Genomic DNA, 22,718 nt, shown 5'->3' with positions numbered 1-22,718 from the left:
GCTGTCGGGGTAAAACCCGGCAGCGGATTGTGCTAACTCCGACGGGAGCAAATCCGTGAAAGATTTATTAAAGTTTCTGAAAGCGCAGACTAAAACCGAAGAGTTTGATGCGATCAAAATTGCTCTGGCTTCGCCAGACATGATCCGTTCATGGTCTTTCGGTGAAGTTAAAAAGCCGGAAACCATCAACTACCGTACGTTCAAACCAGAACGTGACGGCCTTTTCTGCGCCCGTATCTTTGGGCCGGTAAAAGATTACGAGTGCCTGTGCGGTAAGTACAAGCGCCTGAAACACCGTGGCGTCATCTGTGAGAAGTGCGGCGTTGAAGTGACCCAGACTAAAGTACGCCGTGAGCGTATGGGCCACATCGAACTGGCTTCCCCGACTGCGCACATCTGGTTCCTGAAATCGCTGCCGTCCCGTATCGGCCTGCTGCTCGATATGCCGCTGCGCGATATCGAACGCGTACTGTACTTCGAATCCTATGTGGTTATCGAAGGCGGTATGACCAACCTGGAGCGCCAGCAGATCCTGACTGAAGAGCAGTATCTGGACGCACTGGAAGAGTTCGGTGACGAATTCGACGCGAAAATGGGTGCGGAAGCAATCCAGGCTCTGCTGAAGAGCATGGATCTGGAGCAAGAGTGCGAACAGCTGCGTGAAGAGCTGAACGAAACCAACTCCGAAACCAAGCGTAAAAAGCTGACCAAGCGTATCAAACTGCTGGAAGCGTTCGTTCAGTCTGGTAACAAACCAGAGTGGATGATCCTGACCGTTCTGCCGGTACTGCCGCCAGATCTGCGTCCGCTGGTTCCGCTGGATGGTGGTCGTTTCGCGACTTCTGACCTGAACGATCTGTATCGTCGCGTCATTAACCGTAACAACCGTCTGAAACGTCTGCTGGATCTGGCTGCGCCGGACATCATCGTACGTAACGAAAAACGTATGCTGCAGGAAGCGGTAGACGCCCTGCTGGATAACGGTCGTCGCGGTCGTGCGATCACCGGTTCTAACAAGCGTCCTCTGAAATCTTTGGCCGACATGATCAAAGGTAAACAGGGTCGTTTCCGTCAGAACCTGCTCGGTAAGCGTGTTGACTACTCCGGTCGTTCTGTAATCACCGTAGGTCCATACCTGCGTCTGCATCAGTGCGGTCTGCCGAAGAAAATGGCGCTGGAGCTGTTCAAACCGTTCATCTACGGCAAGCTGGAACTGCGTGGTCTTGCTACCACCATCAAAGCTGCGAAGAAAATGGTTGAGCGCGAAGAAGCTGTCGTTTGGGATATCCTGGACGAAGTTATCCGCGAACACCCGGTACTGCTGAACCGTGCACCGACTCTGCACCGTCTGGGTATCCAGGCATTTGAACCGGTACTGATCGAAGGTAAAGCTATCCAGCTGCACCCGCTGGTTTGTGCGGCATATAACGCCGACTTCGATGGTGACCAGATGGCTGTTCACGTACCGCTGACGCTGGAAGCCCAGCTGGAAGCGCGTGCGCTGATGATGTCTACCAACAACATCCTGTCCCCGGCGAACGGCGAACCAATCATCGTTCCGTCTCAGGACGTTGTACTGGGTCTGTACTACATGACCCGTGACTGTGTTAACGCCAAAGGCGAAGGCATGGTGCTGACTGGTCCGAAAGAAGCAGAACGTCTGTATCGCTCTGGTCTGGCTTCTCTGCATGCGCGCGTTAAAGTGCGTATCACCGAGTATGAAAAAGATGCTAACGGTGAATTAGTAGCGAAAACCAGCCTGATAGACACGACAGTTGGCCGTGCCATTCTGTGGATGATTGTACCGAAAGGTCTGCCTTACTCCATCGTCAACCAGGCGCTGGGTAAAAAAGCAATCTCCAAAATGCTGAACACCTGCTACCGCATTCTCGGTCTGAAACCGACCGTTATTTTTGCGGACCAGATCATGTACACCGGCTTTGCATATGCAGCGCGTTCTGGTGCATCTGTTGGTATCGATGACATGGTCATCCCGGAGAAGAAACACGAAATCATCTCCGAGGCAGAAGCAGAAGTTGCTGAAATTCAGGAGCAGTTCCAGTCTGGTCTGGTAACTGCGGGCGAACGCTACAACAAAGTTATCGATATCTGGGCTGCTGCGAACGATCGTGTATCCAAAGCGATGATGGATAACCTGCAAACTGAAACCGTTATTAACCGTGACGGTCAGGAAGAGAAGCAGGTTTCCTTCAACAGCATCTACATGATGGCCGACTCCGGTGCGCGTGGTTCTGCGGCACAGATTCGTCAGCTTGCTGGTATGCGTGGTCTGATGGCGAAGCCGGATGGCTCCATCATCGAAACGCCAATCACCGCGAACTTCCGTGAAGGTCTGAACGTACTCCAGTACTTCATCTCCACCCACGGTGCTCGTAAAGGTCTGGCGGATACCGCACTGAAAACTGCGAACTCCGGTTACCTGACTCGTCGTCTGGTTGACGTGGCGCAGGACCTGGTGGTTACCGAAGACGATTGTGGTACCCATGAAGGTATCATGATGACTCCGGTTATCGAAGGTGGTGACGTTAAAGAGCCGCTGCGCGATCGCGTACTGGGTCGTGTAACTGCTGAAGACGTTCTGAAGCCGGGTACTGCTGATATCCTCGTTCCGCGCAACACGCTGCTGCACGAACAGTGGTGTGACCTGCTGGAAGAGAACTCTGTCGACGCGGTAAAAGTACGTTCTGTTGTATCTTGTGACACCGACTTTGGTGTATGTGCGCACTGCTACGGTCGTGACCTGGCGCGTGGCCACATCATCAACAAAGGTGAAGCAATCGGTGTTATCGCGGCACAGTCCATCGGTGAACCGGGTACACAGCTGACCATGCGTACGTTCCACATCGGTGGTGCGGCATCTCGTGCGGCTGCTGAATCCAGCATCCAGGTGAAAAACAAAGGTAGCATCAAGCTCAGCAACGTGAAGTCGGTTGTGAACTCCAGCGGTAAACTGGTGATCACCTCCCGTAACACCGAACTGAAACTGATCGACGAATTCGGTCGTACCAAAGAAAGCTACAAAGTACCTTACGGTGCGGTACTGGCGAAAGGCGATGGCGAACAGGTTGCTGGCGGCGAAACCGTTGCAAACTGGGACCCGCACACCATGCCGGTTATCACCGAAGTAAGCGGTTATGTACGCTTTACTGACATGATCGACGGCCAGACCATTACTCGTCAGACCGACGAATTGACCGGTCTGTCTTCGCTGGTGGTTCTGGATTCCGCAGAACGTACCGCAGGTGGTAAAGATCTGCGTCCGGCACTGAAAATCGTTGATGCTCAGGGTAACGACGTTCTGATCCCGGGTACCGATATGCCTGCGCAGTACTTCCTGCCGGGTAAAGCGATTGTTCAGCTGGAAGATGGCGTACAGATCAGCTCTGGTGACACCCTGGCGCGTATTCCGCAGGAATCCGGCGGTACCAAGGACATCACCGGTGGTCTGCCGCGCGTTGCGGACCTGTTCGAAGCACGTCGTCCGAAAGAGCCGGCAATCCTGGCTGAAATCAGCGGTATCGTTTCCTTCGGTAAAGAAACCAAAGGTAAACGTCGTCTGGTTATCACCCCGGTAGACGGTAGCGATCCGTACGAAGAGATGATTCCGAAATGGCGTCAGCTCAACGTGTTCGAAGGTGAACGTGTAGAACGTGGTGACGTAATTTCCGACGGTCCGGAAGCGCCGCACGACATTCTGCGCCTGCGTGGTGTTCATGCTGTGACTCGTTACATCGTTAACGAAGTACAGGACGTATACCGTCTGCAGGGCGTTAAGATTAACGATAAACACATCGAAGTTATCGTTCGTCAGATGCTGCGTAAAGCTACCATCGTTAACGCGGGCAGCTCCGACTTCCTGGAAGGCGAACAGGTTGAATACTCTCGCGTCAAGATCGCAAACCGCGAACTGGAAGCGAACGGCAAAGTGGGGGCAACTTACTCCCGCGATCTGCTGGGTATCACCAAAGCGTCTCTGGCAACCGAGTCCTTCATCTCCGCGGCATCGTTCCAGGAGACGACTCGCGTGCTGACCGAAGCAGCCGTTGCGGGCAAACGCGACGAACTGCGCGGCCTGAAAGAGAACGTTATCGTGGGTCGTCTGATCCCGGCAGGTACCGGTTACGCGTACCACCAGGATCGTATGCGTCGCCGTGCTGCGGGTGAAGCTCCGGCTGCACCGCAGGTGACTGCAGAAGACGCATCTGCCAGCCTGGCAGAACTGCTGAACGCAGGTCTGGGCGGTTCTGACAACGAGTAATCGTTAATCCGCAAGTAACGTAAAAACCCGCTTCGGCGGGTTTTTTTATGGGTGTAGTTCAGGGAAAGAGCATTTGTCAGAATATTTAATGAATTTCTGGATACCCATAATCAATGTAGAGATGTCTAATATCCTGAAACTGACTGAACTAATTGAGTCAAACTCGGCAAGGATTCGATACTATTCCTGTGTAACTTTCTTAAGGAACGAGAATGAAACAGGAAGTGGAGAAGTGGCGACCTTTTAGACATCCGGATGGTGATATTCGTGATTTATCGTTTCTTGATGCTCATCTGGCTGTCTACGTTCAGCATCATGAGGGCAAACAGCCTTTAGAGTATCGCTTTTGGGTTACCTACTCTCTTCACTGCTTCACAAAAGATTATGAACATCAGACGAACGAAGAAAAACAATCGTTAATGTACTACGCGCCTAAAGAATCTCGTCCCTTCTGCCAGCACCGTTATAACTTAGCGCGAACACACTTAAAAAGAACCATTTTGGCGCTGCCAGAAAGCAACGTTATTCATGCCGGGTATGGTAGCTATGCCGTGATTGAAGTGGATTTAAACGGAGTAAACAAGGCATTTTACTTTGTTGCGTTCAGGGCTTTCAGGGAAAAGAAAAAACTCCGTTTGCATGTAACTAGCGCTTACCCCATTTCTGAAAAACAGAAAGGTAAATCAGTGAAATTTTTCACCATTGCCTACAATTTATTGAGAAATAAGCAGCTTCCTCAGCCCTCAAAATAACAAAACCCACCTTAAGGTGGGTTTCGCCAGAGATAATTCTCTGGTATTCAGAACGCCATTACCGGACTTTGCCTTGACCTTGCGAGAATCGCAGGTTGCGGGATGTCTGAATTTCTTCAGTCTGCTGCATCCTGGAAGATGAGAACATGTGTTCTTATTTTCGTCTCTATCATAGTTGAGTATTTACTCTCTTACAATCAGATCTCTTTCATTGCTCAACAGGCGATGGCTTCAGACTTTGCATTACGGAATTTTTAAGAAAGGCAGGGCGAAACGAGGAAGAAGCTTTTCGCCCTGGACAACATTCCTGCTGACGGCACTACCATAAAAAAACACAATGCTTTCAACAAGCTTGCGTTTTTCATCTTCCGTAGCGGCTCGGAATAAATTTACGTTCTTACATTCTGTCTCATGGCCTTTGCGAGGCGCGTCCCAGATAGCTGTCCCAGTCTTTCCATACCGGCTGCAAACCCTGAGCAGTTAACGCGGCAGCAACCGCTTCCGGCCTGCGATCGTCGTGCGGTGAGAACTGTTCCAGCTCGGGGTGATTATCGGCATAACCACCTGGCTGCGTTTTCGAGAAGGCGCTGACGTTATTGATCGCCAGCGGAATCACGCGATCGCGAAACCACGGTGATTCCCGCGTGGAGAGTGACAGTTCAATCTCCGGCGCAAGCAGACGGAAGGCGCAGATGGTTTGCACTAACTGGCGTTCATCCATAATCGACGCAGGCTCAATGCCGCCAGTACATGGGCGCAGGCGCGGGAAGGAGACAGAGTAGCGGCTTTGCCAGTAATGCTGTTGCAGCCATAGCAAATGTTCGGCAACCATGTAGCAGTCAACGCGCCAGCTGTCGGAAAGGCCAATTAGCGCGCCGAGGCCAATCTTATCAATCCCCGCCCGACCCAGCCGATCCGGCGTTTCCAGCCGCCAGAAGAAGTCCTGTTTTTTGCCTTTCAAATGATGGCGGGCATAAGTCGCCTCGTGATATGTCTCCTGATAAACCATCACGCCATCCAGACCAAGCTGTTTTAGCTCGGCGTATTCCGCCTCCGCCAGCGGCTGTACTTCCATCTGTAGTGAAGAGAACTGTTCACGTAGGGCAGGGAGATGACGACGAAAGTAATCCATCCCCACTTTCGCCTGATGTTCACCAGTGACTAATAGCAGATGTTCAAAGCCCATCTCCCGTATAGCGGCGCTTTCCCTGGCAATATCCGCTTCATCCAGCGTTTTGCGCTTGATGCGATTGCTCATGGAAAATCCGCAGTACGTGCAGTCGTTAGCGCAAAGATTGGAAAGATAAAGCGGGACGTAGAAACTAACTGTGTTGCCAAATCGCTGACGGGTCAGGCGCTGCGCCCGTTGGGCCAGTGGTTCCAGATAGCCACTGGCGGCTGGCGATAACAGCGCCATCATATCGTCGCGGGTGAGTTGCGAGGCATTTAGTGCCCGCTCTACGTCAGCAGCCGTTTTGCCGTTGATACGCAGGCGGATGTCATCCCAGTCCAGTTGTCGCCAGCGATCGCTGAAGGTTTTCATGCCGATGCCTCCAGAAATCCGGTCAGCGGGCTGGTGGCATGGGCAAAATGACTGCGGCTGCCCGGTCCGGACTGACGTGCCAGCAGGCCTGCTTCTACTGCCAGACGAAATGCCTTCGCCATGTTGATGGGATCGTCCGCGACGGCAATCGCCGTATTCACTAACACGGCATCGGCGCCCATTTCCAGCGCCTGCGCGGCATGGCTGGGAACGCCGATGCCAGCATCGACGACCACCGGAACCGAGGCTTGCTGGATAATAATCTCCAGCATGGCACGGGTTTCCAGCCCCTGATTCGAGCCAATCGGCGCGCCGAGCGGCATCACCGCTGCACAGCCGACTTCTTCCAGTCGTTTGCACAATACCGGATCGGCACCACAGTAAGGCAGCACGATAAATCCCTGTTGCACCAGCGTTTCGGCGGCTTTCAGGGTTTCGATGGGATCGGGCAACAGCCAGCGGGCGTCAGGGTGAATCTCTAATTTTAGCCAGTTTGTGCCTAACGCCTCACGCGCCAGATGGGCGGCGAAAATGGCTTCTTCCGCGGTTTTCGCCCCGGATGTATTCGGCAGCAGGGTCACACCCGCCGCGATAAGCGGTTCGAGGATAGCGTCGTTGTGTTGGCGTAAGTCGACGCGTTTCATCGCCAGCGTCACCAGCTGGCTGCCGGAAGCACGAATAGACTCCACCATCAGTTGTGAGGAGGCGAATTTCCCGGTACCGGTAAACAGATGTGAATCAAACGTTTTGTCCGCAATACGTAACATCTCACCCCCCTGCAATAACCTGAAAAAGCAGGATCTGGTCGCCATCCTGCACGATATGTTGCGCCCATTGTTCCCGCGGGACGATTTGCTGATTAATCGCCAGAGCCGCGCCCGATTGTCGTTGGTCGAGTTGCTCCAGTAGTTCGTGAACAGTTTGTCCGGCGGCGCACTGCATCGGTTGATCGTTAAACAGGATCTGCATTGCTTCCTCCGCATACCGGGCAACCACTGGCGCGCCGCAACGCCAGGCTGCGCCACTGGCTCGACTTACCGTCGAACAGTCGGAGTTCTCCCGCAGGCGTCTCTATACCGCTTAATAACTTAATTGCTTCCAGTGCCTGCAAAGTGCCCATAACTCCGACCACCGGGCCAACCACGCCCGCCGTGCGGCAGTTGCGTTCTGGCTCCTGGTTATCTGGCCACAGACAGCGGTAACACCCCTGCTCCCAGGGCGGCGTCAGTACCATCAACTGACCGCCAAATCCGACCGCGCTGGCGGTGATAAGCGGCGTGTTGAGTGCCACGCAGGCGGTATTAATCTCCTGGCGAGTCGCCATATTGTCGGTACAGTCGAGCACCACATCGGCCCGTGCTACCGCATCTTTTAACGCCTCACCCGTTAACCGTTGTTGTAGTGCTGTCAGTTGAATATCGGGATTCAACTGCGTCAGTCGCTGTTGGCTGACCTGCGATTTCGGGCGATCGATATCTTCGGTGGTAAAGAGGATTTGTCGTTGCAGATTGCTTAAATGCACATCGTCGTCATCTGCCAGTACCAGCGTCCCGACGCCAGCGCCCGCCAGGTACAGCGCAGCAGGTGTACCCAGCCCGCCCAGGCCAATAATCAGCACCTGGCTGTCGAGCAGTTTTTGCTGCCCTTCAAGAGCGATATCGTCGAGCAGGATTTGGCGGCTATAACGCATAAACTCACGGTCATTCATCGCCAACTCCTGCAATTTCCAGCAACTGTGCCGTTGCCAAACGCCAGTCTGCCGCCTGGGTAATGGCGCTGACGACGGCGATACTGCCGACACCCGTCGCCATCACCGCAGGCGCGCGCGCCAGACTGATACCGCCAATCGCCACGGTGGGATAATCCGCCAGACGCTCAATGTGCCGTGCCAGTTGTTCCAGCCCCTGCGGTGCAGAAGGCATCTGTTTGGTTTGCGTCGGGAATACATGTCCCAGTGCGATATAAGAAGGATGTGCTGCCAGCGCGACGTCGATCTCCATATCATCATGGGTCGAAACGCCCAGCCGCAGGCCTGCCGCGCGGATGGCGCTGAGATCGGTGGCTTGCAAATCTTCCTGCCCCAAATGGACGCCATATGCCTGATGCTTGATCGCCAGCCGCCAGTAATCGTTGATAAACAATCGCGCGTTATAGCGGCGGCCCAGCACAATTGCCGCCACGACATCGGCTTCCACCTCTTCATCGCGCAGATCTTTGATGCGTAGCTGGAGAGTACGTACGCCTGCATCCAACAGACGTTCGATCCACTGTACGCTGTCCACCACCGGGTACAGTCCTAAACGAAAAGGTACAGGAGGAAAATCAGGCTGATACATCACGCTTCCTCCTTACGCAGGTAGATTTCTCCGCCTCTGGCGCGGAAGTTCTCCGACATATCCGCCATTCCCACTTCAATAGTTTGCGCGGCGGCGTAATCGCGCACTTCCTGGCTGATTTTCATTGAGCAGAATTTCGGTCCACACATGGAGCAAAAATGGGCGACTTTGCCGGACTCTTGCGGCAGGGTTTCATCGTGATAAGCGCGGGCGGTAAACGGGTCGAGGGCCAGATTAAACTGGTCTTCCCAGCGAAATTCGAAGCGGGCTTTCGACATGGCGTTATCGCGAATTTGCGCGCCCGGATGCCCTTTTGCCAGGTCGGCGGCGTGGGCGGCAATCTTATAGGTGATGAGCCCCTGCTTAACGTCTTCTTTATTGGGCAGACCCAGATGCTCTTTTGGCGTTACGTAGCAGAGCATCGCACAGCCAAACCAGCCAATCATCGCCGCACCAATCCCTGACGTGAAGTGGTCATAGCCCGGCGCAATATCGGTAGTTAGCGGCCCCAGAGTGTAAAACGGCGCTTCGTGGCAGTGCTCTAACTCCTCGGTCATATTGCGGCGAATCATCTGCATCGGCACATGCCCGGGGCCTTCAATCATCACCTGCACGTCATATTCCCAGGCGATTTTGGTCAGTTCGCCCAGCGTATGCAGCTCGGCAAACTGCGCTTCATCGTTGGCATCCTGAACAGAACCGGGGCGCAGACCGTCGCCCAGCGACAGCGAAACGTCATAAGCGGCACAGATTTCACAAATTTCGCGGAAGTGTTGATAGAGGAAATTTTCCTGATGATGGGAGAGGCACCATTTCGCCATAATCGAACCGCCGCGAGAGACGATACCGGTCAGGCGTTTCGCGGTCATCGGCACGTAGCGCAGCAGCACGCCCGCATGGATAGTGAAGTAATCCACACCTTGCTCAGCCTGTTCCAGCAGCGTGTCACGGAACGCTTCCCAGGTTAGATCCTCAGCGATCCCGTTAACCTTCTCCAGCGCCTGGTAGATCGGCACTGTACCAATCGGCACCGGACTGTTACGCAAAATCCACTCGCGGGTTTCGTGAATATAGCGACCGGTGGAAAGATCCATCACCGTATCTGCTCCCCAGCGCGTGGACCATACCAGCTTTTCCACTTCTTCTTCGATGGAAGAGGTGACCGCCGAGTTGCCGATATTGGCGTTAACTTTTACCAGGAAGTTGCGACCAATGATCATTGGCTCCGATTCCGGATGATTAATGTTGGCGGGGATAATGGCGCGTCCGGCAGCGACTTCATCACGGACAAATTCCGCGGTGATATTTTCCGGCAGGCGAGCACCAAAACTCATTCCCGGATGCTGGTGGCGCAAAACTTCGCTACGGATGCGCTCGCGGCCCATATTCTCGCGGATGGCGATGAATTCCATTTCCGGTGTGATGATGCCCTGGCGGGCGTAGTGCAGTTGTGTGACGCGGCGTCCTGCTTTGGCGCGTTTTGGCGTTAATACGCCGCTAAAACGCAGCTCGTCGAGACCATCATCTGCCAGCCGCGCTTTAGTGTAATCGGAACTGCGCACGGTAAGTTCTTCGGTATCGCCGCGCGCATCGATCCACGGCTGGCGTAGTTTTGCCAGCCCTTGCTGCACGTTAATGGCGATCTGCGGATCGCCATACGGGCCGGAGGTGTCGTAGACCGGAATCGCTTCGTTTTCTTCGTACTGCGGCTGTTCTTTGCTACCGCCAATTAGCGTCGGGCTAAGCTGGATCTCACGCATCGGCACGCGCACGCCGGGTTGTGTGCCAGTGATATAAATGCGTTTTGAGTTGGGAAAGGCGGTGCCTTCCAGGGTGTCGATAAAATGATGGGCCTGGGCGCGTTGTTCGCGGCGGGTCAGTTTTGTTGCAGACATAGCTCATTCCAAAAAGTTAAGGACGTGGCTTGTCAGACGACGGATGAAGCAAGAGACGATCGCCGCAAAGGCGATGCGATAGCAGATTAACTCTTGTTCCCTTCGCAGGTATTAGCCTGATCAGGTTCCGCGGATCCCGAATAAACGGTCTCAGCCAGTTAAGGCACTCCGACAAGAAATTAGCCCCGCAAACGGGGCGTTGAATGTAAATTACGCGTTAACAGCGCAGAACTCAAGCAAGATGTTTGACGCGAGCGGCGTCAAGTACCAGCAGAATCAGCTTATCTTCCAGTACGAAGCGTGCTTCCAGCGCCTCGCCGATGTCAGATAAAACCTGTTGAAACTCAAGGTAATTATCATGATCGATGGCGGTTTCCAGGCTGGAATCATAGTAATCCATAATCTGTTGCGTGTTGGCTTCCAGCTGCGGCCAAATCTTCGCGGCATGAGCGAGTTGCCCGTTGCCTTCCAGTTTATGAAGAATGCGTTCATAAATACTGAAATGTCCGGCAGACAGGTAGTCGACCAGACTCTGGCAAAAATCATCAAGGGCTTTTTCATTCAGCCTCATGTACGATTCTTTGCCAGGCTTAATGCCAACCAGATTGTAGTAAGCCACGAGCAGATGCTTACGTACATGTAGCCAGCGATCAACCAGTTTGTTACTTCCTCTGACGTGCTCCGTCAGGTTATCGAGCTGGTTAAGCATGATTGACTCCGCAAGTTTGTCTTCAAAAACTGCTCAGTGAGAAATGTAAAAACCATGTTAAACATGCCAGTGATGCAAAGGTAGTGCAAGAGCTATGGATCGTATAATTGAAAAATTAGATCACGGCTGGTGGGTAGTCAGTCATGAACAAAAATTATGGTTGCCGAAGGGAGAATTACCATACGGCGAAGCGGCAAATTTCGATCTTGTGGGTCAGCGCGCACTACAAATCGGCGAATGGCAGGGAGAACCTGTTTGGCTAGTGCAACAGCAGCGCCGTCACGATATGGGCTCGGTGCGCCAGGTCATTGATCTGGATGTCGGGCTGTTTCAATTAGCCGGACGTGGTGTGCAACTGGCGGAGTTTTATCGCTCGCATAAATACTGCGGTTACTGCGGGCATGACATGTATCCGAGCAAAACCGAATGGGCGATGCTATGCAGCCACTGCCGTGAGCGTTACTACCCACAAATCGCTCCCTGCATTATCGTTGCCATCCGTCGCGATGATTCAATCCTACTTGCTCAGCATACCCGGCATCGTAACGGTGTCCATACGGTACTCGCCGGATTCGTCGAAGTGGGCGAAACCCTCGAACAGGCAGTCGCGCGGGAAGTGATGGAAGAGAGTGGCATCAAGGTCAAAAACTTGCGTTACGTGACTTCCCAGCCGTGGCCGTTTCCTCAGTCTTTAATGACCGCGTTTATGGCGGAATATGACAGCGGCGACATCGTGATCGACCCGAAAGAATTGCTCGAGGCGAACTGGTATCGCTATGACGATTTGCCGTTACTCCCGCCGCCCGGCACCGTAGCGCGCCGTCTGATAGAAGATACGGTGGCGATGTGTCGGGCAGAGTATGAGTGATGATACACTGACCGCCTGACGCACTAAGGAACAGCCAAAATGACCGAACTTAAAAACGATCGTTATCTGCGGGCGCTGCTGCGCCAGCCCGTTGATGTCACTCCAGTATGGATGATGCGCCAGGCGGGCCGCTATCTACCGGAATACAAAGCCACGCGCGCCCAGGCGGGCGATTTTATGTCGCTGTGCAAAAACGCCGAGCTGGCGTGCGAAGTGACTTTGCAGCCGCTGCGTCGCTACCCGCTGGATGCGGCGATCCTCTTTTCCGATATCCTCACCGTGCCGGACGCGATGGGGTTAGGGCTCTATTTTGAAGCCGGGGAAGGTCCGCGTTTTACCACACCAGTCACCTGCAAAGCTGACGTCGATAAACTGCCAATTCCGGACCCGGAAGATGAGCTGGGTTACGTGGTGAACGCGGTGCGTACCATTCGTCGCGAACTGAAAGGCGAAGTGCCGCTGATTGGTTTTTCCGGCAGCCCGTGGACGCTGGCGACCTACATGGTGGAAGGCGGCAGCAGCAAAGCGTTCACCGTGATTAAAAAAATGATGTATGCCGATCCGCAGGCGCTGCACGCGCTACTCGATAAACTGGCGAAAAGCGTCACTCTGTACCTGAATGCGCAGATTAAAGCCGGTGCTCAGGCAGTGATGATTTTCGACACCTGGGGCGGCGTGCTCACCGGGCGCGATTATCAACAGTTCTCGCTCTATTACATGCATAAAATTGTTGATGGTTTACTGCGTGAAAACGACGGTCGCCGCGTACCGGTCACGCTGTTTACCAAAGGTGGCGGACAGTGGCTGGAAGCCATGGCAGAAACCGGTTGCGATGCGCTGGGCCTCGACTGGACAACGGACATCGCCGATGCACGCCGCCGCGTGGGTGATAAAGTCGCGCTGCAGGGCAATATGGATCCGTCGATGCTGTATGCGCCGCCTGCCCGCATTGAAGAAGAAGTAGCAACTATACTTGCAGGTTTCGGTCACGGCGAAGGTCATGTCTTTAACCTTGGTCACGGTATTCATCAGGATGTGCCGCCAGAACATGCTGGCGTGTTTGTGGAGGCAGTGCATCGCCTGTCTGAACAGTATCACCGCTAAGAGCCTGGTCCATCAGGCTATTTTATTTGCCATTTTGAGGCCGGGCAGTGCTCAAAATCCTCACGTACTACGTGTACGCTCCGGTTTTTCCGCGCTGTCCGGCCTCAAACTGCCTTCAACAATTACGCCTGTTGAACCAGGCTCTAAGGAGCGATTATGGATCTCGCGTCATTACGCGCTCAACAAATCGAACTGGCTTCTTCTGTGATCCGCGAGGATCGACTCGATAAGGATCCGCCGGATCTGATCGCCGGAGCCGATGTCGGGTTTGAGCAGGGCGGAGAAGTGACGCGAGCGGCGATGGTGCTGCTGAAATACCCCTCGCTTGAGCTGGTGGAGTATAAAGTGGCCCGCATCGCTACTACCATGCCTTACATTCCAGGTTTTCTTTCCTTTCGCGAATATCCTGCGCTGCTGGCAGCGTGGGAGATGCTGTCGCAAAAGCCGGATTTAGTGTTTGTCGATGGTCACGGGATCTCGCATCCGCGCCGTCTTGGCGTCGCCAGCCATTTTGGCTTATTGGTGGATGTGCCGACCATTGGCGTGGCGAAAAAGCGGCTCTGCGGTAAATTCGAACCACTCTCCAGCGAACCGGGCGCACTGGCCCCGCTGATGGATAAAGGCGAGCAGCTGGCCTGGGTCTGGCGCAGTAAAGCGCGCTGTAACCCTCTGTTTATTTCTACCGGCCATCGGGTCAGCGTAGACAGTGCGCTGGCGTGGGTACAACGCTGCATGAAAGGCTATCGTCTGCCGGAGCCAACGCGCTGGGCGGACGCGGTGGCCTCGGAACGTCCGGCGTTCGTGCGCTATACAGCAAATCAGCCCTAATTCAGGTAAACTGCGGTTAATTCCCGTATTTGAGAACTCAACATGTTACAAAACCCAATTCATCTGCGTCTGGAGCGCCTGGAAAGCTGGCAGCATGTCACTTTCATGGCTTGTCTGTGCGAACGCATGTACCCCAATTACGCCATGTTCTGCCAGCAAACCGGTTTTGGCGATGGGCAAATTTATCGCCGCATTCTCGATCTCATCTGGGAAACGCTGACCGTCAAAGACGCAAAAGTAAATTTCGACAGCCAACTGGAGAAATTTGAAGAAGCGATTCCTTCAGCGGACGATTTCGATCTGTACGGCGTTTATCCGGCAATCGATGCCTGCGTGGCGTTAAGTGAACTGGTCCATTCGCGTTTGAGTGGTGAAACGCTCGAACACGCGGTGGAAGTGAGTAAGACCTCCATCACGACCGTTGCGATGCTGGAAATGACTCAGGCTGGTCGCGAAATGAGCGATGAAGAGCTCAAAGAAAACCCAGCTGTAGAGCAAGAATGGGACATTCAGTGGGAAATATTCCGACTTTTAGCTGAGTGCGAAGAACGCGATATCGAGCTGATAAAAGGCCTTAGGGCAGACCTGCGTGAGACGGGCGAGAGCAATATTGGTATAATTTTTCAGCAATAAGACCAGAAAACGTGAATTAACGCCTGATTTGTCGTACCTGGAGTCTTCCCTTTCGCCCCCCGTCTGGTCTACATTTGGGGGGCGAAAAAAAGTGGCTATCGGTGCGCGTATGCAGGAGAGTGCTATTCTGGCATTTCCGTCGCACTCGATGCTTAGCAAGCGATAAACACATTGTAAGGATAACTTATGAACAAGACTCAACTGATTGATGTAATTGCAGAGAAAGCAGAACTGTCCAAAACCCAGGCTAAAGCTGCTCTGGAGTCCACTCTGGCTGCAATTACTGAGTCTCTGAAAGAAGGCGATGCTGTACAACTGGTTGGTTTCGGTACCTTCAAAGTGAACCACCGCGCTGAGCGTACTGGCCGCAACCCGCAGACCGGTAAAGAAATCAAAATCGCCGCTGCGAACGTACCGGCATTTGTTTCTGGCAAGGCACTGAAAGACGCAGTTAAGTAAGATTGCGTGGCAGTGAACAGTTTTAACGAAGGGGTGGTTTCACCCCTTTTGTCTTTCTGGCGTCGCTCATTGATGCTGGCAGGCGCGCTGTTTCTTACTGCTTGTAGCCATAACTCCTCACTTCCTCCCTTTACCGCCAGTGGATTTGCTGAAGATCAGGGCGCGGTACGCATCTGGCGAAAAGACAGCGGCGATAATGTCCATCTGCTTGCCGTATTTAGCCCGTGGCGCAATGGCGATACCACGACGCGAGAGTATCGCTGGCAGGGCGATAACCTCACGCTTATCAATATCAATGTTTACAGCGAACCGCCGGTGAACATTCGCGCGCGTTTTGACGATCGCGGCGATCTGAGCTTTATGCAACGTGAATCCGACGGGGAAAAGCAGCAGCTTTCTAACGACCAAATTGATTTATATCGTTATCGTGCTGACCAAATCCGCCAGATTAGCGATGCCTTACGTCAGGGGAGAGTCGTGCTGCGTCAGGGGCGCTGGCATGCGATGGAACAGACCGTGACCACCTGCGAAGGGCAAACCATTAAACCTGATTTAGATTCGCAGGCGATAGCGCATATCGAGCGCCGCCAGAGCCGCTCTTCTGTTGATGTCAGCGTGGCATGGCTGGAAGCGCCCGAAGGTTCGCAATTACTGTTGGTGGCAAACTCTGATTTCTGTCGCTGGCAACCCAACGAGAAAACGTTCTGATTTACCAGTGGCCCATTCCCATATGACCGCCACCACCACCGCAGCCGCCGTAACCCATGCCCATTCCGGTACCGCGCGGAATACCCGCTTCAGCCATCGCAATATCCCGTTTCACCCGTAACTCATCTAACGACTGACGCAAAGCCTCCATCTCTTTGGCGACCGCGTTAATTTTGCTGCTATCCGGTGGATTAGCGGCTAACAGGGCATTGTATTCATAACGCTTCGTCACCAGTTGCTGTTGCAGTGCGCTGCTTTGAGCGTAAAAGTCATTATGGATTTTCTGCCACGCTGTCTGTTGTTCGCTGGTCAAAGGCACGGCATTTTGCTGCCACATACCGTGTCCGCCGTGAGCAAATGCAGATGTCGATCCCATCGTCATTGCTGAAAGCGCCATCATCACCAGGGCAATTTTCGTGTTCCGTTTCATGGTTAATCCTCCAGTGGTTGTCTTACTTTGGGTATTGCATCTTTCGTGCCAACAACGAAACGCTGATATGACGGGCAATCTGGCGTGATAAGCGAGTAAAAATGACTCGCCTGCTGTGGGTAGCGAGTCATTTTTACTCATTGAAACTTAAGCGTTTGTGTTACAGCGCAGGGTAAGCGCTGATAAAAGATGGCATGATTTCTGCTGTCAGAAAGGGATGAGCAGGCAAAGAAGAAGATGCGTTTTATGCAACGTTCTAAAGACTCCTTAGCTAAATGGTTAAGCGCGATCCTCCCCGTGGTCATTGTTGGGCTGGTGGGATTGTTTGCGGTAACTGTGATTCGTGATTATGGGCGGGCAAGCGAGGCTGACCGTCAGGCATTACTGGAAAAAGGTAATGTGCTCATTCGCGCTCTGGAGTCAGGAAGCCGCGTAGGGATGGGGATGCGAATGCACCATGTGCAGCAACAGGCGCTTCTGGAAGAGATGGCTGGCCAGCCTGGGGTGTTGTGGTTTGCGGTCACCGATGCACAGGGCATCATTATTCTTCATAGCGACCCCGAAATGGTTGGGCGTGCACTCTATTCGCCGGATGAAATGCAGCAGTTAAAGCCAGAGGAAAACTCCCGTTGGAGACTGCTTGAGGATGCAGAAAAAACGCCTGCGCTTGAGGTCTATCGTTTGTTCCAGCCAATGTCATCGCCCTGGCGGCATGGTATGCACAATATGCCGCGCTGTAACGGCAAAGCTGTGCCACAGGCAGAAGCACAACAGGCTATTTTCATCGCCGTTGACGCCAGCGATTTGGTTGCAACCCAGAGTGGGGAAAAGCGCAATACCCTGATTATCCTCTTCGCTCTGGCGACGGTCATGCTGGCAAGCGTGTTGTCATTCTTCTGGTATCGCCGCTATCTGCGCTCGCGCCAGCTGTTGCAGGATGAAATGAAGCGCAAAGAGAAGCTGGTGGCACTGGGGCATCTTGCGGCAGGCGTTGCCCACGAAATCCGTAACCCACTTTCCTCGATTAAAGGGCTGGCGAAATACTTTGCCGAACGTGCGCCAGCAGGGGGAGAAGCGCATCAACTGGCGCAGGTTATGGCGAAAGAAGCCGACCGTTTAAACCGCGTGGTAAGCGAGCTGCTGGAACTGGTTAAACCAACGCATCTGGCTTTGCAGGGGGTGGATCTCAACACTCTGATTAACCACTCATTACAGCTGGTAAGCCAGGATGCAAACAGCCGGGAGATCCAGTTACGCTTTACCGCCAACGACATGTTGCCGGAAATTCAGGCCGATCCGGACAGGCTGACTCAGGTCCTGTTGAATCTCTATCTCAATGCCATTCAGGCGATTGGTCAGCATGGCGTGATTAGCGTGACGGCCAGCGAAAGCGGCGCAGGCGTGAAAATTAGTGTTACTGACAGCGGTAAGGGAATTGCGGCGGATCAGCTTGAAGCCATCTTCACCCCGTACTTCACCACTAAAGCCGAAGGCACCGGGCTGGGGCTGGCGGTCGTGCATAATATTGTTGAACAACACGGTGGTACAATTCAGGTCGCAAGCCAGGAGGGGAAAGGCGCAACGTTCACCCTCTGGCTTCCGGTCAATATTACGCGTAAGGACCCACAAGGATGACGCACGATAATATCGATATTCTGGTGGTGGATGATGACATTAGCCACTGCACTATTTTGCAGGCATTGCTGCGCGGCTGGGGCTATAACGTCGCGCTGGCGAACAGCGGGCGACAGGCGCTGGAGCAGGTGCGGGAACAGGTTTTTGATCTTGTGCTTTGCGATGTGCGAATGGCAGAGATGGACGGCATCGCCACGCTGAAAGAGATCAAAGCGTTAAATCCGGCGATTCCGGTACTGATTATGACCGCTTACTCCAGCGTCGAGACGGCGGTAGAGGCGTTGAAAACCGGGGCGCTGGATTATCTCATCAAACCGCTGGATTTCGATAACCTGCAGGCGACGCTGGAAAAGGCGCTCGCGCATACGCACAGTGTCGATGCTGAAATACCTGCGGTGTCCGCCAGCCAGTTCGGGATGGTTGGTAAAAGCGCAGCGATGCAACACCTGCTCGGTGAAATTGCCCTTGTCGCGCCATCGGAAGCCACGGTGCTGATCCACGGCGATTCCGGTACCGGTAAAGAGCTGGTCGCCAGGGCGATTCACGCCAGTAGCGCACGTAGCGAAAAACCGCTGGTAACGCTCAACTGTGCGGCACTCAACGAATCCTTGCTGGAATCTGAATTGTTCGGTCACGAAAAAGGGGCGTTTACCGGAGCCGACAAACGGCGGGAAGGGCGCTTTGTTGAGGCGGATGGCGGAACGCTGTTTCTCGATGAAATTGGCGATATCTCGCCGATGATGCAGGTTCGTCTGCTGCGTGCGATTCAGGAGCGCGAAGTGCAACGTGTCGGTAGCAACCAGACTATTTCGGTTGATGTCCGGCTGATTGCGGCGACCCATCGCGATCTTGCCGCAGAGGTAAATGCCGGGCGTTTTCGCCAGGATCTCTACTATCGCCTGAACGTGGTGGCGATTGAAGTGCCATCGCTGCGGCAACGGCGGGAGGATATTCCTCTGCTGGCTAACCATTTTCTTCAGCGGTTTGCCGAACGCAATCGCAAAGCGGTAAAAGGCTTTACGCCACAGGCAATGGATCTGTTGATTCATTACGATTGGCCGGGAAATATTCGTGAGCTGGAAAACGCGGTAGAACGGGCAGTGGTGTTGCTGACCGGGGAATATATTTCCGAACGCGAGCTGCCGCTGGCGATTGCGAGTACGCCGATCCCGCTGGCGCAAAGTCAGGATATTCAGCCGCTGGTGGAAGTGGAAAAAGAGGTGATTCTGGCGGCACTGGAGAAAACGGGCGGCAACAAAACCGAAGCCGCCCGTCAGTTAGGGATCACGCGTAAAACGCTATTGGCAAAACTGTCGCGTTAGTTCTGCTCGCGCTCGATAGCGCGCCAGCCGATATCTTTCCGGCAGAAGCAGTCGTCCCAGTGGATATCGGTCATTAAGGCATAGGCGCGTTTCTGCGCCTCTGCCACGGTATGACCCAGCGCGGTGACGCACAGTACGCGCCCGCCGCTGGTCACTACCTGCTCGTCATCCGCCAGTTTCGTGCCCGCGTGGAACACTTTGCCGTCTGCCACTTCTTCCAGCGGCAGGCCGTGGATCACATCGCCGGTGCGGTAATCGCCCGGATATCCACCCGCAGCCATCACCACGCCGAGAGCAGCACGTTCATCCCACTCGGATGTTTTCTCATCCAGTTTGCCTTCACAGGCCGCCAGGCAGAGCTCAACCAGATCGGACTTCATGCGCAGCATAATCGGCTGGGTTTCCGGATCGCCAAAGCGGCAGTTAAATTCGATAACCTTCGGATTGCCCTGTTTGTCGATCATCAGGCCCGCGTAGAGAAAACCGGTGTAGGTATTGCCTTCCGCCGCCATACCTTTCACGGTTGGCCAGATGATACGTTCCATCGTGCGCTGATGAACCTCATCGGTCACCACCGGCGCAGGGGAGTAAGCGCCCATCCCGCCAGTGTTTGGTCCGGTATCTTTATCGCCTACGCGTTTGTGATCCTGGCTGGTGGCCATCGGCAGCACATGCTCACCGTCCACCATTACGATAAAGCTCGCTTCTTCGCCATCGAGGAACTCTTCGATAACAATGCGATGACCCGCGTCGCCAAAGGCGTTACCCGCCAGCATATCGTGCACGGCGGCTTCGGCTTCTTCCAGCGTCATCGCCACGATAACGCCTTTCCCGGCAGCCAGACCGTCAGCTTTAATGACGATTGGCGCGCCTTTCTCACGCAGATACGCCAGCGCTGGTTCTACCTCGGTGAAGTTCTGGTATTCCGCCGTAGGGATCTTATGGCGGGCCAGGAAATCTTTGGTAAACGCTTTCGAGCCTTCAAGTTGCGCGGCACCTGCGGTTGGGCCGAAGATTTTCAGCCCGGCGGCGCGGAAGGTATCGACTACGCCTTTCACCAGCGGCGCTTCCGGGCCGACGATGGTCAGATCGATCTTTTCGTTTTGTGCGAAATCCAACAGCGCCGGGATATCGGTCACGCCGATAGCGACGTTTTGCAGCGTGGGTTCCAGCGCAGTGCCTGCATTACCCGGGGCAACAAAAACAGTTTCAACCAGCGGCGACTGGGCCGCTTTCCAGGCCAGTGCGTGCTCGCGCCCGCCGTTACCAATCACTAATACTTTCATCTGTCGCTCCATTAATGGCGGAAGTGGCGCATGTCGGTGAAGAGCATCGCAATACCGTGTTCATCGGCGGCGGCAATCACTTCGTCATCGCGGATAGAACCGCCAGGCTGGATTACGCAGGTCACGCCCGCCGCAGCGGCGGCATCAATACCGTCACGGAACGGGAAGAACGCGTCAGAAGCCATAGAGGAACCTTTTACTTCCAGGCCTTCATCGGCGGCTTTAATACCGGCGATTTTCGCGGAGTACACGCGGCTCATCTGGCCCGCGCCAATTCCGATGGTCATATTGTTTTTGGCATAGACGATAGCGTTGGATTTCACGAATTTCGCTACTTTCCAGCAGAACAGCGCATCACGCAGTTCCTGTTCGGTCGGCTGACGTTTGGTGACGACGCGCAGTTCTTCCGCACCGACCATCCCCAGATCGCGATCCTGAACCAGCAGACCGCCGTTCACGCGTTTGAAATCAAGACCCGGAATACGTTCGCCCCACTGACCGCAGGTCAGAACGCGTACGTTCTGCTTGGCGGCGGTGATTTTCAGGGCTTCTTCGCTGGCGGACGGCGCAATAATCACTTCGACAAACTGACGAGAAATGATGGCCTGTGCGGTTTCAGCATCCAGCTCGCGGTTAAAAGCAATAATGCCGCCGAATGCGGAGGTTGGGTCGGTTTTGTACGCGCGATCGTAAGCATCAAGAATGGAATTGCCGATAGCCACGCCGCAAGGGTTGGCGTGCTTCACAATCACACATGCCGGCTCGGCGAACTCTTTCACGCACTCCAGCGCTGCATCGGTATCGGCGATGTTGTTATAAGAGAGGGCCTTACCCTGAACCTGGGTTGCTGTGGCAACGGAGGCTTCTTTTACATTCTCTTCTATATAGAAGGCAGCCTGCTGGTGGCTGTTCTCGCCGTAGCGCATATCCTGCTTCTTAATGAAGTTCAGATTCAGCGTACGCGGGAAGCGACCTGCGGCTTCTTTGCTTTCACCGTGATAGGCCGGAACCTTGCTGCCGAAGTAGTTGGCAATCATGCTGTCGTAGGCGGCAGTGTGTTCGAAGGCTTTGATGGCGAGGTCGAAACGGGTTGCAAGCGTCAGCGATCCTTCGTTGGCATCCATCTCTTTAATAATGGCGTCGTAGTCGCTGCTCTTCACCACGATTGCGACATCTTTATGGTTCTTGGCGGCGGAGCGCACCATGGTTGGGCCGCCGATATCGATGTTCTCAACCGCATCTTCCAGCGAGCAGCCTTCACGAGCAACGGTCTGGGCGAACGGATACAGGTTAACAACCACCATATCGATAGGCTGGATCTGATGTTCTTCCATAATGGCATCGTCCTGGCCGCGACGGCCCAGAATGCCACCATGTACTTTCGGATGCAGGGTCTTCACGCGTCCATCCATCATCTCCGGGAAACCGGTGTAATCGGAAACTTCGGTTACCGGCAGACCTTTTTCTGCTAACAGACGGGCAGTGCCCCCTGTAGACAGCAGCTCCACACCGCGTGCGGAAAGTGCCTGGGCGAATTCGACGATACCGGCTTTGTCAGAAACACTGAGCAGAGCGCGGCGGACTGGACGACGTTGTTGCATGGTAAATCCCCTGGATTTGACTATTACAGAGAGCGTTAGCTGAATTTTTCGCGAAAAACTCAGCTAACGCCCCTAACGGGGCATCCTTATTTTTCGCCCGCATTGTAACGAAAACGTTTGCGCAACGCTCGCGAATTTTTCTCTTTCAATGGCGATCACTATTTTGACTGTGCTTACCGTGTGAGAAATGCAGAAATTATGCTGATGATTGTGGATAACTCTGTGCGTAAAAAGGTATAAAGCGGGGTTTTGCTGGGGAATGCAGCAGTCAGTCATTTTTTTGCAATTTTTCTATTGCGGCCTACGGAGAACTCCCTATAATGCGCCTCC

General features: G+C 54.0%; 20 protein-coding genes and 1 riboswitch. Of the genes, 10 read left to right on the top strand and 10 right to left on the bottom strand.

Translation table 11 applies throughout. The annotated features are described in order from the left end of the window. Positions 1-55 precede the first annotated feature (55 nt). Positions 56-4,279 (top strand): DNA-directed RNA polymerase subunit beta', encoded by a 4,224-nt coding sequence (rpoC, locus tag AACS80_RS23255; protein ID WP_131161715.1) that lies wholly within the window; start codon positions 56-58, stop codon positions 4,277-4,279. Between the two features lie 212 nt (positions 4,280-4,491). Further along, on the top strand, positions 4,492-5,031 hold the full coding sequence (locus tag AACS80_RS23250; RefSeq protein WP_135410779.1) for a stationary phase growth adaptation protein: 540 nt from the start codon (positions 4,492-4,494) through the stop codon (positions 5,029-5,031). A gap of 409 nt (positions 5,032-5,440) precedes the next feature. Here the strand turns inward: AACS80_RS23250 and thiH are convergent, their stop codons facing one another. The 7 genes from thiH to AACS80_RS23215 form a co-directional block, all read right to left on the bottom strand. After that, on the bottom strand, positions 5,441-6,574 hold the full coding sequence (gene thiH / locus AACS80_RS23245) for a 2-iminoacetate synthase ThiH (protein ID WP_000847432.1): 1,134 nt from the start codon (positions 6,572-6,574) through the stop codon (positions 5,441-5,443). Then, complete coding sequence (gene thiG / locus AACS80_RS23240; protein WP_135410781.1) at positions 6,571-7,341, bottom strand: thiazole synthase; 771 nt, start codon at positions 7,339-7,341, stop codon at positions 6,571-6,573. The genes thiH and thiG overlap by 4 nt, the downstream gene beginning before the upstream one ends. A gap of 1 nt (position 7,342) precedes the next feature. After that, positions 7,343-7,543 carry a sulfur carrier protein ThiS gene (gene thiS, locus AACS80_RS23235; RefSeq protein ID WP_001562417.1) on the bottom strand — a complete coding sequence of 67 codons (201 nt, stop codon included), beginning with the start codon at positions 7,541-7,543 and terminating at the stop codon, positions 7,343-7,345. Further along, complete coding sequence (gene thiF / locus AACS80_RS23230) at positions 7,527-8,282, bottom strand: thiazole biosynthesis adenylyltransferase ThiF (protein WP_135410782.1); 756 nt, start codon at positions 8,280-8,282, stop codon at positions 7,527-7,529. The genes thiS and thiF overlap by 17 nt, the downstream gene beginning before the upstream one ends. Then, positions 8,275-8,910: a thiamine phosphate synthase gene (thiE, locus tag AACS80_RS23225; protein ID WP_135410794.1), complete on the bottom strand. Its 636-nt coding sequence runs from the start codon at positions 8,908-8,910 to the stop codon at positions 8,275-8,277. The genes thiF and thiE overlap by 8 nt, the downstream gene beginning before the upstream one ends. Beyond that, positions 8,910-10,805 carry a phosphomethylpyrimidine synthase ThiC gene (gene thiC / locus AACS80_RS23220; protein WP_135410783.1) on the bottom strand — a complete coding sequence of 632 codons (1,896 nt, stop codon included), beginning with the start codon at positions 10,803-10,805 and terminating at the stop codon, positions 8,910-8,912. Before thiC ends, thiE begins: the two co-directional genes overlap by 1 nt. Before the next feature lie 80 nt (positions 10,806-10,885). Then, positions 10,886-10,986: riboswitch (TPP riboswitch) on the bottom strand. 51 nt (positions 10,987-11,037) lie between these two features. Then, positions 11,038-11,514, bottom strand: a complete 477-nt coding sequence (locus AACS80_RS23215; protein WP_000934290.1) for an Rsd/AlgQ family anti-sigma factor — start codon at positions 11,512-11,514, stop codon at positions 11,038-11,040. Positions 11,515-11,608: 94 nt separating this feature from the next. Between AACS80_RS23215 and nudC the strand changes: the two genes are divergently transcribed. The 6 genes from nudC (at position 11,609) to AACS80_RS23185 (ending at position 16,114) form a co-directional block, all read left to right on the top strand. Next, positions 11,609-12,382, top strand: a complete 774-nt coding sequence (gene nudC, locus AACS80_RS23210) for an NAD(+) diphosphatase (protein WP_130210155.1) — start codon at positions 11,609-11,611, stop codon at positions 12,380-12,382. A 39-nt stretch (positions 12,383-12,421) separates the two neighbouring features. After that, the gene (gene hemE, locus AACS80_RS23205; protein ID WP_138184020.1) at positions 12,422-13,486 is read left to right on the top strand and encodes a uroporphyrinogen decarboxylase; all 1,065 of its coding nucleotides are present in this window, start codon (positions 12,422-12,424) and stop codon (positions 13,484-13,486) included. A 156-nt stretch (positions 13,487-13,642) separates the two neighbouring features. Then, complete coding sequence (gene nfi / locus AACS80_RS23200) at positions 13,643-14,314, top strand: deoxyribonuclease V (protein WP_135410784.1); 672 nt, start codon at positions 13,643-13,645, stop codon at positions 14,312-14,314. Between the two features lie 42 nt (positions 14,315-14,356). Beyond that, positions 14,357-14,947, top strand: a complete 591-nt coding sequence (locus tag AACS80_RS23195; protein ID WP_130210161.1) for a YjaG family protein — start codon at positions 14,357-14,359, stop codon at positions 14,945-14,947. 186 nt (positions 14,948-15,133) lie between these two features. After that, positions 15,134-15,406, top strand: a complete 273-nt coding sequence (gene hupA / locus AACS80_RS23190) for a nucleoid-associated protein HU-alpha (protein ID WP_001044513.1) — start codon at positions 15,134-15,136, stop codon at positions 15,404-15,406. 12 nt (positions 15,407-15,418) lie between these two features. Next, entirely contained in the window at positions 15,419-16,114 is a 696-nt protein-coding gene (locus AACS80_RS23185) for a DUF1481 domain-containing protein (RefSeq protein ID WP_130210175.1), read from the top strand. 1 nt (position 16,115) lies between these two features. Here AACS80_RS23185 and zraP read toward each other — a convergent pair whose 3' ends face one another. Beyond that, a complete protein-coding gene (zraP, locus tag AACS80_RS23180) occupies positions 16,116-16,544 on the bottom strand; it encodes a zinc resistance sensor/chaperone ZraP (RefSeq protein WP_130210163.1) in 429 nt (142 codons plus the stop codon). A 237-nt stretch (positions 16,545-16,781) separates the two neighbouring features. Between zraP and zraS the strand changes: the two genes are divergently transcribed. Together zraS and zraR are read left to right on the top strand one after the other, a co-directional pair. Further along, on the top strand, positions 16,782-18,179 hold the full coding sequence (gene zraS, locus AACS80_RS23175) for a two-component system sensor histidine kinase ZraS (protein ID WP_138184019.1): 1,398 nt from the start codon (positions 16,782-16,784) through the stop codon (positions 18,177-18,179). Further along, positions 18,176-19,501, top strand: coding sequence for a sigma-54-dependent response regulator transcription factor ZraR (zraR, locus tag AACS80_RS23170; RefSeq protein ID WP_130210167.1), 1,326 nt, complete (start codon positions 18,176-18,178; stop codon positions 19,499-19,501). The genes zraS and zraR overlap by 4 nt, the downstream gene beginning before the upstream one ends. On the opposite strand, the gene purD is transcribed toward zraR, so the two are convergent. Beyond that, the gene (purD, locus tag AACS80_RS23165; protein ID WP_135410785.1) at positions 19,498-20,787 is read right to left on the bottom strand and encodes a phosphoribosylamine--glycine ligase; all 1,290 of its coding nucleotides are present in this window, start codon (positions 20,785-20,787) and stop codon (positions 19,498-19,500) included. The two genes, zraR and purD, sit on opposite strands and share 4 nt — an antisense overlap. Positions 20,788-20,798: 11 nt before the next feature. Further along, entirely contained in the window at positions 20,799-22,388 is a 1,590-nt protein-coding gene (gene purH / locus AACS80_RS23160) for a bifunctional phosphoribosylaminoimidazolecarboxamide formyltransferase/IMP cyclohydrolase (RefSeq protein WP_135410786.1), read from the bottom strand. Between the last annotated feature and the right edge of the window lie 330 nt (positions 22,389-22,718).

The sequence above is a fragment of the Escherichia sp. E4385 genome (assembly GCF_963883145.1).
Classification (GTDB): domain Bacteria; phylum Pseudomonadota; class Gammaproteobacteria; order Enterobacterales; family Enterobacteriaceae; genus Escherichia.
The sequence above is the reverse complement of the archived record's forward strand: the minus strand, read 5'-3'. Positions and strand labels throughout refer to the sequence as shown.